The 12,940-nt window shown below is 39.5% G+C and carries 11 protein-coding genes and 1 pseudogene; 4 read left to right on the top strand and 8 right to left on the bottom strand.

Features of this window, described 5'->3' with window-relative positions; all coding sequences use genetic code 11:
* Positions 1-33 precede the first annotated feature (33 nt).
* Positions 34-516: an FKBP-type peptidyl-prolyl cis-trans isomerase gene (locus tag C9E88_RS06290; RefSeq protein WP_106986361.1), complete on the top strand. Its 483-nt coding sequence runs from the start codon at positions 34-36 to the stop codon at positions 514-516.
* Between the two features lie 361 nt (positions 517-877).
* On the opposite strand, the gene C9E88_RS06285 is transcribed toward C9E88_RS06290, so the two are convergent.
* From C9E88_RS06285 to C9E88_RS06260, 6 genes and pseudogenes are all read right to left on the bottom strand, one after another.
* The gene (locus C9E88_RS06285; protein ID WP_106986383.1) at positions 878-1,651 is read right to left on the bottom strand and encodes a M48 family metallopeptidase; all 774 of its coding nucleotides are present in this window, start codon (positions 1,649-1,651) and stop codon (positions 878-880) included.
* 114 nt (positions 1,652-1,765) lie between these two features.
* Positions 1,766-2,080, bottom strand: coding sequence for a hypothetical protein (locus C9E88_RS06280; RefSeq protein ID WP_106986382.1), 315 nt, complete (start codon positions 2,078-2,080; stop codon positions 1,766-1,768).
* Between the two features lie 139 nt (positions 2,081-2,219).
* Positions 2,220-3,011, bottom strand: coding sequence for a M48 family metallopeptidase (locus C9E88_RS06275; RefSeq protein ID WP_106986360.1), 792 nt, complete (start codon positions 3,009-3,011; stop codon positions 2,220-2,222).
* 173 nt (positions 3,012-3,184) lie between these two features.
* A complete protein-coding gene (locus C9E88_RS06270; protein ID WP_106986359.1) occupies positions 3,185-4,504 on the bottom strand; it encodes an adenylosuccinate synthase in 1,320 nt (439 codons plus the stop codon).
* A 66-nt stretch (positions 4,505-4,570) separates the two neighbouring features.
* A complete protein-coding gene (locus C9E88_RS06265) occupies positions 4,571-5,737 on the bottom strand; it encodes an ATP phosphoribosyltransferase regulatory subunit (RefSeq protein WP_106986358.1) in 1,167 nt (388 codons plus the stop codon).
* A 278-nt stretch (positions 5,738-6,015) separates the two neighbouring features.
* Positions 6,016-6,468, bottom strand: a pseudogene (locus tag C9E88_RS06260) (Lrp/AsnC family transcriptional regulator).
* A 139-nt stretch (positions 6,469-6,607) separates the two neighbouring features.
* Here C9E88_RS06260 and C9E88_RS06255 point away from each other — a divergent pair.
* Entirely contained in the window at positions 6,608-7,354 is a 747-nt protein-coding gene (locus C9E88_RS06255) for an AzlC family ABC transporter permease (RefSeq protein WP_106986381.1), read from the top strand.
* Positions 7,351-7,650, top strand: a complete 300-nt coding sequence (locus tag C9E88_RS06250; protein WP_106986357.1) for an AzlD family protein — start codon at positions 7,351-7,353, stop codon at positions 7,648-7,650. The genes C9E88_RS06255 and C9E88_RS06250 overlap by 4 nt, the downstream gene beginning before the upstream one ends.
* A gap of 124 nt (positions 7,651-7,774) precedes the next feature.
* Here C9E88_RS06250 and C9E88_RS06245 read toward each other — a convergent pair whose 3' ends face one another.
* Together C9E88_RS06245 and gap are read right to left on the bottom strand one after the other, a co-directional pair.
* On the bottom strand, positions 7,775-8,077 hold the full coding sequence (locus C9E88_RS06245; RefSeq protein WP_106986356.1) for a hypothetical protein: 303 nt from the start codon (positions 8,075-8,077) through the stop codon (positions 7,775-7,777).
* Between the two features lie 344 nt (positions 8,078-8,421).
* Positions 8,422-9,447: a type I glyceraldehyde-3-phosphate dehydrogenase gene (gene gap, locus C9E88_RS06240; RefSeq protein ID WP_106986355.1), complete on the bottom strand. Its 1,026-nt coding sequence runs from the start codon at positions 9,445-9,447 to the stop codon at positions 8,422-8,424.
* A 617-nt stretch (positions 9,448-10,064) separates the two neighbouring features.
* Between gap and alaS the strand changes: the two genes are divergently transcribed.
* Entirely contained in the window at positions 10,065-12,758 is a 2,694-nt protein-coding gene (gene alaS / locus C9E88_RS06235; protein WP_171501781.1) for an alanine--tRNA ligase, read from the top strand.
* Positions 12,759-12,940: the final 182 nt, after the last annotated feature.

Raw genomic sequence — 12,940 nt, 5'->3', positions numbered from 1 at the left:
TGTAACCCTTAAAAAATTGAACGGATCAATAACATGACTGCTATTGCAAATAACCTCGTGGTTTCTTTCCACTACACATTGACTAATGCAGAAGGTGAAACTCTTGACAAATCTCAAGGTGAACCACTTGCATATTTGCACGGCGCAGGCAACATCATTCCTGGTCTTGAAAATGCACTTTTAGGCAAAACTGTTGGTGAAAAATTCACTGTTACAGTACCCGCTGCTGAAGGCTACGGCGAATACAACCCAGAACTAGTTCAAGAAGTTCCTGCGCAAATGTTCCAAGGCGTAGACAACATCCAAGCTGGTATGCAATTCCAAGCGCAAACTGATGATGGCGTTCAAATCGTTACTGTTAAATCTGTTGAAGGCGACAACGTAATCGTTGATGCTAACTTCCCACTTGCTGGTCAAGATTTAACTTTCGAAGTTGAAATCGTTGAAATCCGTGAAGCTTCTCAAGAAGAACTTGACCACGGTCACGTACACGGTGCAGGCGGTCACCACCACTAAGATCTATTGATCTAAAGTGTGAAAAGGCAAAGTTTTTACTTTGCCTTTTTTTATGGCTTTTATTTGATTTATTTGTATTTGATTTCAACGATTGTTTGTATAAATCTTCAGATTGTGCAGTTGTAGATATGAAAATTACATTCTATCGACTCGTTACGCTCCTACAATCCCCACGCTCAATAACAGTCACAACCAGTTAAATAAACATAGCCCCTTAAGCTTTAAATTAAGCTAATTGAATTCTCTATATAAATACACAAACTCACAGTGCAATAATGCTTATTGGCCTGCACCATTTTTTTATTTTTAAGACATAAAAAAGCAGAGGATCGACCTCTGCTTATTTACACATAATAACTGCTTATTTACGCTGAATATAAATGGCTTGCGCTGCTGGCAAGTTTTTACGCATCGCATCAATACGCTGTGTATTTGATGGGTGAGTCGACAAGAAAGTTGCACCCCCCTTACCATCGAGTTTGTTCATTTTTTCCCAAAGTGTGATTGCTGCTTGCGGGTTATAACCAGCACGCGCCATCAACATTAAACCACCTTGGTCTGCTTGGCTTTCCAAACTACGAGAATATGGCAAACCTACACCAATTTGACTTCCTAATTGCGCAGCTGCAGTACCAGTCTGACCTACACCCGCAGCACTTAAACCAATACCAAGAGCAATGTCAGTTAATGCTTGCGCACCAATTTTTTGCTTAGAATGCTCTTCTAAAGCATGGGTCATTTCATGGCCCATAATGGCTGCAATTTCGGCATCGGTTAAATTTAGTTTATTTACAATACCTGTATAGAATACAACCTTACCACCTGGTGCAACATAAGCATTTACCTGATCAGATTTCAGCACAGCCAATTGCCAATCAAAACGAGTGCCTGTTTGATTGTATTGATCTGCTACAGGTTTAAGACGATTAAATACAGCATAAATACGCTTATAGGTTGCAGAACTTGTATCTAGGGTTTTATTACTATTGGCTTCTTGAACCGTTTTATTAAAACCTTGACTGGCTGCTGCATTTAAAGTCGCAGTATCAGCACCTGCCATATCAGCAATAGTCGTACAACCCGAAAGAGTCAACGTACCTGCAACACACAGGCCCATCCATATATTTTTATTCATTGTATTTAAACTCCAAAACATCAGTATTCCACAAAAATATGCTTCATTATATTCTTTAAATTTAGGAGCTTAAATAAATATTAAGGACAAATTCATTTAATTTATGTAACGGCTTTAGCCAATAAACTGCATATAGAGCCAATACAACAAACAAGCGATATTTAAAACAAAATAAGCTTTCATTAACGGCTTAATTTTAAGATCTAATGCCTCATCATTACGTTTAAACAATAAGTATGCATTTTGAATCAGAATCACAGGTGCTAAAACGCAGGCAATCATTACAGACAACCCCACAAAAGCCTGATAAAAGATATCTGGATGATAGCTTTGCCCCTGAATAATCAGCATTGCGATGGTGGGAGCACCACCCATTGCAAACAATAACGAATACAAAATTGTTTTGGCAATATTAGGTTGTAAGGTCATAGCATCTTTATTCATTTTACTTTGTGGTATTTTTTAACGTGAATTTGCGCTACAACATAGTCAACTTTAGTCGGCAAAAAAAGGAATGCCTAAGCATCCCTTTTTTGAATCTTCAATTTAATCTTTATTTAAATCCGTATTAAGGCTTTGCACTTGCGGTATAAAATTGTTTTGCCTCAGCTAAGCTTTTTTTCAAATCAGCAATACGGTCATTATTTGATGGATGTGTTGAGGTAAACTTCTGTGCACCATTCGTGCTACCCCCATCCATTTTATTCATTTTTTCCCATACTGTAATCGCCGCATCTGGGTTATAGCCTGCTTTAGCCATCAACATTAATCCACCACGATCAGCTTTTGATTCTAAATTACGTGAGTATGGCAATCCCACACCATATTTACTCCCAATATCTAAAGCTTGCGATCCAGTACTACCAAGTTTATCGCCAGCATAAGCCTTTCCAGCTTTCACTGCTAAATCCGTAATGGCTGTTGCGCCTGCTGCACGCTTTGAATGTTCTTCAAGTGCATGTGTCATTTCATGCCCCATTACAGCTGCAATTTCTGAATCTGTTAATTTTAATTTAGTCACAAGTCCAGAATAAAATACGACCTTACCACCTGGCATTACAAAAGCATTTAGCTCATCTGACTTTAATACACTCAATTTCCAATCAAACTGCTGGCCTGTTTGATTCACCTGATCGGCAAAAGGCTTCATTTTTAAAAATATGGTATTGATGCGCTTATACGTTGCAGATGTTGTATCTAAAGCTTTTTGCGCTTTCGCATCTTCGACAATCAGCTGATAATCTTGCGCGGCATTTAAATTTAAAGTAGCAGAGTCATTTCCTGTTAATTCAGCAACAGTTGTACAACCAGACAGACTTAGGATCAGGCCAAGCCCCAGTAAACTTTTATTATTCAACATTTTTTCACCAAAAATAATTAATTATTATAAATTATGTCTTATTTGACATTTTTATTTATAAGTGCCAACTATAAATCATTTATGAATAAAATACAATCATTTAGTTATTGAATATGAAGGCAAAAAAAAGCCCTACGCATGTAGGGCTTTTTTATTCCATTTAAAAATGCAAATTAAGCATCAAATGGATGGCGAAGAACGATTGTTTCTTCACGGTCTGGACCAGTTGAAATAATGTCGATTGGACATTCGATCAATTGCTCAAGACGTTTAACATAGTTAATTGCCGCTTGTGGTAATTGCTCAATCGATTTAGCACCGAAAGTAGACTCAGACCAACCTGGCATAGTTTCGTAAATAGGTTTTAAAGTTTCAAATGCAAGCGCATCAGAAGAACCTACACAACCAGAATCAGCTGCTTCGTAACCTACACAGATTTTCACTTCTTCTAAACCATCTAGAACGTCTAGTTTAGTTAAGCAAATACCAGAAAGTGAGTTTACTTCTACTGAACGACGTAGAATTTCAGCATCGAACCAACCACAACGACGTTGACGGCCAGTAGACGCACCAAATTCAGAACCCACTGTACCTAAGTGTTTACCGATTGCATCACCAACATCGTTAGCAGCATCATAAACAAGTTCAGTTGGGAACGGACCAGCACCTACACGAGTTGTGTATGCTTTCGTAATACCCAATACATAGTCAAGGTGTAATGGACCAAGACCTGAACCTGAGCTTACGCCACCAGCAGTGGTGTTTGAAGAAGTAACATACGGATATGTACCATGGTCAACGTCAAGAAGTGAGCCTTGCGCACCTTCAAACATGATTTTTTTACCAGCTTTACGGTATGCGTGAAGTTCACCAGTCACGTCCATTACCATAGGCTCGATTACTTTGCGCCATTCGTCGCATAGTGCAATCACATCTTCAACTTTAACTGCTTCAACACCGAAGAATTGAGTCAATTGGAAGTTATGGTACTCAAGAAGCTCTTCTAGTTGAGCTTTAAGATGTTCACCACCACGTACCAAGTCAGCAACACGGATTGCGCGACGAGCAACTTTATCTTCGTATGCTGGACCGATACCACGACCAGTCGTACCAATTTTCGCATTACCACGTTTAATTTCACGTGCTTGGTCAAGAGCAATGTGATGTGGAAGAATCAATGGACAGTTTGGAGAAATACGTAGACGTTCACGTACAGGCACGCCTTCTTTCTCAAGGATATCCATCTCTTTGATAAGTGCTTCAGGTGAAAGTACAACACCGTTACCAATTAAGCACAGTACGTTTTCACGTAAAATACCAGATGGAATGAGGTGTAATACAGTTTTCTTACCACCTACAACTAGAGTGTGACCTGCGTTGTGTCCGCCTTGATAGCGAACTACCGCAGCCGCTTGATCTGTGAGCAGGTCGACGATCTTACCTTTACCTTCGTCGCCCCATTGGGTACCAAGTACCACAACATTCTTGCCCATAATAGCCTCATTGCATCATGCTGTTAAAATTGGAAATAGCGTGTGTGCCCGCAGGCACATCCGCGGTTAAATTTGTTTGATTGTCCATTCGTCATTTGCGCGCACCAATTGGTGTGTCGCAGATGAAATTGAATTTAAATCATCATTACCTAGCAATTGAACCACACTAAACCCTTCGTTACGTGCTGAATCAATTGCCTTTAATAAATCTGCTTCAATGCCTTTAGGTGCAACCAAAACTTGAGTGCTCTGAACTTGACCAGCTGTTAAAGCATATAAGTCACAAGAGAAACCCGTTGCTGGACGTGCACGACCAAAGTGCTCACCAATACCATCATAGCGACCACCTTGAGCCAGTGGTGCAGCACGGTTTGGTGCATATACTGCATACATTAAACCAGTGTGATAGTGATATGAACGAAGTTCAACCACATCAATACCAATATCTAGCGCTGGCCAACGTGCTTGAATTGCTGCTTGAGTCGACTTCACAGCATCAAAAGCAAGTTTAAATGCTTCGTTCGCTAATACTTCAGGCGTTAAATTAGCTTGCAGTGCATCTAAATCACTTGCAAAACGACCTAATGTATAAAAGTCTGCACCAAACGGAATAGTTTGTGTGAATTCAGCAAGTTCAGGCAAAGCTTTGCGTTGATATAAGTCAGACAATTGGCGTTCAAGCGCTTTGCTCAAGCCTGCTTGTTTCACCATGCTACGGAATAAACCGACATGCCCTAAATCAAGATGAATACCATCTGCATGACCGGCTTTTTCAAGCAAGTTGATCATGACATCAATCAGCTCAACGTCAGCATCAATGCTGTCTGAACCAAATAATTCCGCACCTAACTGTAAAGGTGCACGCGTGGTATTAAAACCCTGTGGCTTAGTATGTAGTACTGTACCAGCGTAGCAATAACGAGCTACACCTTCGACAGGATGTACATGCGCATCAATACGAGCCACTTGTGGTGTCATATCGGCACGCACACCAAGCAAACGACCTGAAAGTTGGTCGATCACTTTAAAAGTGGCTAAGTCTAAATCTTGATTCGATTCTGAAAGAGAAGATAGAGATTCGATGTATTCAATGAATGGCGTGTACACCAACTGATAACCTCGAGATGCGAGGAAATCTAATGCTTCACGACGCAAAGATTCAATCACTTGCGCCTGTTTTGGCAGTACATCAGCTACACCATCAGGTAATAACCATGTCTCTGAAATGGGCATGTTGTAAACCTAAATTCTTGTCAGCGCGGAACAAATCCGCATAAAAAAATCGGGAGCACACCCGATTTCTCCTAGTCTAGCACGATCACTTAGCTTGTGCACATGACTTTTTCATAAATCATGTGCAAATAAACACGCTTGTATGAAATCTATCGTTATATTTTCTTAAGAACTGATTATATAAAGTATTTTTATGAAGGAAATAGCAAACTACCTGCGCATAATTTACACATCCAAGCGCTATTAACACCTAAGAATAACGCACCAAAAACTAAATACTATAGTGGTAATGCCGTGGTTTGCTTAATTCGCTGTAATGGTATTTCTGTTTTCACACTCTGTATGCTGATAATTTTGTTTAAATGCTCAACCTGAAAACGTCGATATGCATCCAAATCTGCCACAACTATTCTTAAAAAGAAGTCACAATCGCCTGCCATTAATTGACATTCAACCACCTCTTGCAAATCTTGTATTGCCTCTACAAAACTATTTACTGTATTGGCATCTTATCCTTTCAACCAAATCCGTGCAAAGACTGTTAATCCTAAATTTAATTTTTGTGGATTTAACAAGGCAACATATTTTTCGATATAACCCTCATCTTCCAACTGTTTAACCCGACGTAAACACGGTGATGCAGACAACCCCACCTGCTGGGCCAGCTCATTATTTTGTAGCTTCCCTTGATGTTGCAATACTTGCAAAATCCGTTTGTCTAATTGATCCATAATTAAAGCACTTAATATCTCATTTAAGATAAAATTAGCAATAAAATTGCGTTAAGGCAAAACATAACCCCAATTTCAATCACAAATGCCAACATAGACAGAATAAAATAGATTTTCTATTTGCAGTTTAATGCCCAACATGTACAGCCTTCGTAGCAGCTCAACACATACACCCAACACACAAGTTCAAGCAACAGAATTTAAACGTGGTCTCAAAGTGTCTCTACCACTACTGCTGGGTATTATTCCATTTGCTTTGGTTTTAGGTGCTCAAGCGACGCAAAAAGGTTTTTCTGCAATAGAAGTTCCACTGCTCACAGGTCTTAATTTTGCAGGTGGGTCCGAGTTTGCCATTTTAGAAGTCTGGACCAATCCACCCAACATTCTTATGTTGATTTTTATTACCTTTTTGGTGAATAGTCGCCACCTACTTATGGGTGCAAGCTTAGTGCCCTTTTTACGTCATTTACCCAATAAAACGGTTTATACCGCATTATTTTTTATGTGTGATGAAAGCTGGGCTGTTGGTTTAGCCGATGCACAAAAGAAACAAGGAATTTTAGCCCCCTCTGCATTTAGCATGATGTTTTATGCGGGCATTTGTACAGCGCTGTACCTTATGTGGGTCGGCTTTACTACATTGGGTGCCATGATTGGACCTATCTTAGGTGATATTAGTCGTTTCGGCTTTGATATGGCATTCCCAGCGGTATTTTTAATCTTGCTACGCAGTATGTGGAAAGGAATGACTGCGGCACGTCCATGGTTGGTGAGTTTAATTACAGCTGCTTTAGCTTATTTATATTTACCTACAGGCTGGTATGTCCCTGTCGGTGCAATTTGTGGCATTGCTTCAGCTTTTTACTTTGTTGGAGATGATGCATGATTCACACAGCCACCCTTATTGCCATTCTTTTTGTCGCGATCACAACCTATTTAACCCGTATATTGGGTTATGTTTTATTAAAAAATAAAACGCTGAGCACAAAGCAAAAACAAATCTTAGAAGTCGTACCTGGCTGTGTGCTCATTTCAGTGATTGCACCTTATTTTGTACGTGATAATCCTGCGGACATGATTGCAATCGTAGTGACATTAATTGCAGCATCTCGCTTGTCACTACTGCCAACTGTCATCATTAGTATGAGTACTGCGGCTTTTTTACGTATGGCACTCAGCTAAACAATGTATTCAGCACTTCCTATTCATTCTTTTGAATTAAAAAAGCTCAATGCATATATTCGATATGCACCGAGCTTTATTCACATCATTTAAAGATATTCTCTTAACCAATAGCAATAAAGCTTTATTCTTTAGGAATAACTACTTTTGCCAGCAAGGTTACCAATTCGGCATTTTGTAATTCGACTTGCTGTAATTTATGTGTGGTTTGATCTAAAACCTCTTGTTGGGTATGCATTTTTTTTGCTAAATCTTGCATAATTTCTAAAGTTTTTTTCAAATTCTGCTCAAGATTTACAACTTTCTGATCCAGTTGCACGTGCTCAGACTGCTTAAAAACTTCATCCCCTTGGTTTTTAAATTGCATCCATGTTAAAAAAATTACCGCCATAGACAGCAAAAAAACAAATCCCCACAAAATAATCATGTGCAAACTCTACTTATATATTTAATTCCATTCTATCTTAACCAAATTCGAGTTAAATGAATGCTTAATTCTATAAAATACATCTACTTTTCACGTCATTTCATCTTTTTAATTATTTGAATGCCTTTAAAACACATTCGAAAGTAAATGATGTTGAAGCCAGCAAAATTAAATATCGGCTTTAGCCAATATGCTCACCCATCAACCAGCACGCACAGCTTTTAAAAAATCGATCAAACAAGCACAAGAAATAAGGCTTAGAAATAACAAAAACCGCTGCACAAATGATGTTCAAAAGTAATCTTATGGTTAGTACCGTATAATCCTGAGCTGTTTTAAAAGCATTAGACGGTAAAAGACTCACATAAATCTAATAAGCGGTTGGCATAACCCCATTCATTGTCGTACCACGCAAAGACTTTTGCTTGCTTACCCACCACCATAGTTTGGGTTAAATCCACAATTAAAGAGTATGGAGAGTGATTAAAATCACTCGACACCAATGGCTCATCGGTTACCTGCATAATTTCAGCATAACGGCTATGCGCAGCTTCCGTTAAAACCTGATTCACCTGTGCTACATTAATTTCTGTTTGCGAAATAAACGTAAGATCTATGGCTGCCACATTAATAGTGGGTACACGAATTGAATATCCATTAATTCGATCGGCCATTTTAGGCAACACCTGCTTTAAAGCGCCTAATGCAGATGATGTAGTGGGAATAATATTTTGACCTGATGCACGAGCACGACGTAAATCACGATGTGCATGATCCAAAACTGATTGATCCGCTGTGACTGCGTGAATTTCAGTCATCATCGCAGTATCTATACCAAACGCATCATCAATAATTTTAACCAAAGGCACCAATGCTTGGGTGGTACAAGACACACTGGAAATAATCTGATCGGTATCTTTTACATCTTGGTGATTCACACCATATACAATGGCCGCATCTACGGTATCAAACGGTGCCGCACCAATAATGACACGCTTTGCCCCAGCAGTAATATGTTGTGTAGCCGCTTCACGTGAGCGAAATAAACCTGTGCACTCAAGCACCACATCAATATCTAAATTTTGCCATGGCAAATCATAAGGATGAGCTTGATTGAGTACTTCCACGCGCAAAGTTTGCGTCGCAGACTGAATATTTAAATAATGATGGTATTCGTGTTGTTCAACACTCACTAGCCCCTGAAAGCGACCATGTGTTGTATCGTATTTAAATAAATGCACCAAGGTTTCTATGTCTGCAACATCATTGATGGCTACAACTTCAAAATTAAAGTGCTTTGGATTTTCAAACCAAGCACGTAACACATTACGCCCAATTCGACCAAATCCATTAATTGCCACTCGTTGCATGACTCAAACCTTGTAATATGAAACTGTTACCTTAAAGCACCTCTATGTTAATTGATTTCAACCCACAATAGTTATCATTAATTCTTTTATTAGTTATTGGGCATTTTTTTATTTTTACATCAAACATCTCAATGATGAAAAAGACTCCTTAACTTGAAGTCAAATCTATTCAAACGGCTGGGTAATTTCCTAAAAACGCTTAAAATTCATCAACATTAAATTTACTACGTATTTAACCTCACCAAATAAGGAATTCCATCCAATAGATTTCAAAAACAGCTTGGAATATTTTAAATATCACTTCAAATTTAGCTGGCAAAATAAACATTAACTCAATACTGAAAAGTCATTCCATAACGAAGCAAAATCCAGCTGAAAACACAAAACAATCTAAAATAAAAATAAAGCAAAAATTCGACAATTTTCAGAGAAATGCATGATTCCCTTTGAATTGTATAAAAAGTCATAGAGATAGCCGAAAATCATTGGTCACCACACCTTTTTCCGTTATAATTTAGCGTTTTTAAATTTTATGTCAGCATCTCAAGCCAGCTTTAAATTTTTGTAAGACTTGCTTGATATGCTATTACCAAATCGAAATTAGGAGAGACTTGGTTGTGAGTACTCGTTTTATGACATCAGCTGAAATTCGCGAAGCTTTTTTAAGCTATTTTGAATCGCAAGGGCATACACGTGTCGCGTCGAGTTCTCTGGTACCTGCCAACGACCCAACATTATTGTTCACAAACGCAGGTATGAACCAGTTTAAAGACTGCTTCCTTGGTCTTGAAAAACGTGACTACGTTCGTGCAACTTCTTCACAAAAATGTGTACGCGCAGGCGGCAAACACAACGACTTAGACAACGTTGGTTATACAGCACGTCACCACACATTCTTTGAAATGTTAGGTAACTTCTCTTTCGGCGATTACTTCAAACGTGATGCGATCACATTTGCATGGGATTTCTTAACCAACGAAAAATGGTTAGGTCTTCCAAAAGACAAACTTTATGCCACTGTTTATCACACAGATGATGAAGCTTTTGATATCTGGAACAAAGAAATTGGTCTAGATGCATCTCGTATTATCCGTATTGGTGACAACAAAGGCGGTCAATACGCATCAGATAACTTCTGGGCAATGGGCGACACTGGCCCTTGCGGTCCATGTTCTGAAATCTTCTTTGACCATGGCGACCACATCTGGGGCGGCCTACCAGGCACGCCTGAAGAAGATGGCGACCGTTTCATTGAAATTTGGAACAACGTATTCATGCAGTTCAACCGTACTGCTGACGGCGTACTCCACCCTCTTCCTGCACCTTCTGTAGATACAGGTATGGGCTTAGAACGTATTTCTGCAGTTTTACAGCACGTAAACTCAAACTACGAAATCGACCTATTCCAACACTTGCTTAAAGCTGCGGCTGAAATCATTGGTTTAGATACCACTGAGCTTGAAGCAAAAGCTCAAGCTGAAGGTAAACCTGTTGAATACCCAGCGTCTTTAAAAGTTGTAGCTGACCATGCACGTTCATGCTCATTCCTAATTGCTGATGGCGTAAACCCTTCTAATGAAGGCCGTGGCTATGTACTACGCCGTATTATCCGTCGTGCAGTACGTCATGGTAACAAGCTTGGCGCAACAGGTTCATTCTTCCACAAAATGTTGAAGCCACTTATTGAAGTGATGGGTGCTGCTTACCCTGAACTTGCTGCACAGCAAGCGCGTATCGAAGCACAGCTCTTGAAAGAAGAGGAACAATTCGCGAAAACTTTAGAGCAAGGTTTGAAATTGCTTGAAGGCGAATTGGCACAACTAAAAGGTTCTGTAATTCCTGGTGAAGTGGTATTTAAACTTTACGATACTTATGGTTTCCCAACTGACTTAACTGCTGACATTGCACGTGAACGTGAATTAATGATTGACGAAGCTGGTTTTGAAGTTGAAATGGCTGCGCAACGTCAACGTGCACGTGATGCAGGTAAATTTGCAATCGACTACAACGCTGTTGTTAAAGTTGAAGGTGAAACTCAATTCGACGGTTACGATGCAACTGCGGGTGAAGGTCAAATCATCGCAATCTACAAAGATGGTGAGCAAGTTGATGAAGTGGTTGAAGGCGACGAAGCTTTAATCGTATTAAACCAAACACCTTTCTATGCAGAAAGTGGCGGTCAAATCGGTGATACAGGTATCTTCAAAAACGATACAGGTATTTTCGAAGTTCAAGATACGAAAAAATCTGGTGGCGCATTCGTACACCAAGGTATTGTGACGATGGGTAACTTGAAAGTTACTCAAAATGTTGAAGCAACTGTAAAAGCAGACATTCGTGCAGCTACTGCGCGTAACCACTCTGCAACTCACCTTCTACATGCTGCATTACGTCAAATCTTGGGTACTCACGTACAACAAAAAGGCTCATTGGTTGCGTCTGACATTTTACGTTTCGACTTTGCCAACGACCAACCTGTTTCATTTGAACAGCTTCAAGAAATTGAACGTCTTGTAAATGCCGAAGTGATTGCTAACACTGCTGTTTCTACTGAACTTCTAGACATCGAATCTGCGAAAGCAAAAGGCGCGATGATGTTGTTTGGTGAAAAATACGGTGAAGAAGTTCGTGTACTTTCAATGGGTTCAATCATTGAAGAGAAAAACTTCTCAATCGAATTGTGTGGCGGTATCCACGTTAAGCGTACTGGCGACATCGGTTTGTTCAAAATCACTTCTGAAGGTGGTGTAGCAGCAGGTGTACGTCGTATTGAGGCAGTTACAGGCACTAAAGCAATTCAAGTTGCTCAAAAAGCAGAACGTGATATTCACGCAATTAACGATTTGCTTAAAGCGCAAAAAGATCAAACCTTAGAAAAAGTTGAAGCTTTGTCTCACACCGCATCTAGCCTGCAAAAGCAAATTGAACAATTGAACCAAAAATTAGCAAGCTTCCAAGCTGCTGAGCTTTTGAGTCAAGTTCAAGACATCGCAGGTCGTCAAACTTTAATTACCACTGTTCAAAATGTAGATGCGAAATCGCTTCGTAACTTACATGACGGCGTGAAATCTAAGCTAGATAATGCAGTGATTGTAATTGCAGCAATTGATGCCGATAAAGTGAGCTTAATTGCTTCAGTTGCTAAAGAATTTACAGCAACTGTTAAAGCGGGTGACATCATCAAACACCTTGGCCAAGAGCTAGGTGGTAAAGGTGGTGGTAAACCAGATATGGCTCAAGGTGGTGCGCCTTATAGCGACAAACTCGAAGCTGTAATGAGCGACCTTGTAGCATGGTTAGCTGCAAAATAAGAGCAAATATTAAAAGTTGATCAAGCAATTTTGATCAACTTTTGTATAAAAACCAAACAAACGTCAGACTCATGTGGATTTTTTAATGATGCATAAGTTCTAACGTGATAAAAATGATGGAGTCCACGAGAAAGCACTCTGCCCACTTGCGGACAAAAATGCATTCTCTTAAATAACCGTGA

It is taken from the genome of Acinetobacter cumulans, from assembly GCF_003024525.3.
Lineage (GTDB): Bacteria > Pseudomonadota > Gammaproteobacteria > Pseudomonadales > Moraxellaceae > Acinetobacter > Acinetobacter cumulans.
This window is presented reverse-complemented; position numbering and strand designations above follow the sequence as displayed.

Coding starts and splice junctions, on each gene's coding strand:
- C9E88_RS06290 (WP_106986361.1), top strand. CDS start 34: ATGACTGCTATTGCAAATAACCTCGTGGTTTCTTTCCACTACACATTG.
- C9E88_RS06285 (WP_106986383.1), bottom strand. CDS start 1,651: ATGAATAAAAATATATGGATGGGCCTGTGTGTTGCAGGTACGTTGACT.
- C9E88_RS06280 (WP_106986382.1), bottom strand. CDS start 2,080: ATGACCTTACAACCTAATATTGCCAAAACAATTTTGTATTCGTTATTG.
- C9E88_RS06275 (WP_106986360.1), bottom strand. CDS start 3,011: ATGTTGAATAATAAAAGTTTACTGGGGCTTGGCCTGATCCTAAGTCTG.
- C9E88_RS06270 (WP_106986359.1), bottom strand. CDS start 4,504: ATGGGCAAGAATGTTGTGGTACTTGGTACCCAATGGGGCGACGAAGGT.
- C9E88_RS06265 (WP_106986358.1), bottom strand. CDS start 5,737: ATGCCCATTTCAGAGACATGGTTATTACCTGATGGTGTAGCTGATGTA.
- C9E88_RS06255 (WP_106986381.1), top strand. CDS start 6,608: ATGTACAGCCTTCGTAGCAGCTCAACACATACACCCAACACACAAGTT.
- C9E88_RS06250 (WP_106986357.1), top strand. CDS start 7,351: ATGATTCACACAGCCACCCTTATTGCCATTCTTTTTGTCGCGATCACA.
- C9E88_RS06245 (WP_106986356.1), bottom strand. CDS start 8,077: ATGATTATTTTGTGGGGATTTGTTTTTTTGCTGTCTATGGCGGTAATT.
- gap (WP_106986355.1), bottom strand. CDS start 9,447: ATGCAACGAGTGGCAATTAATGGATTTGGTCGAATTGGGCGTAATGTG.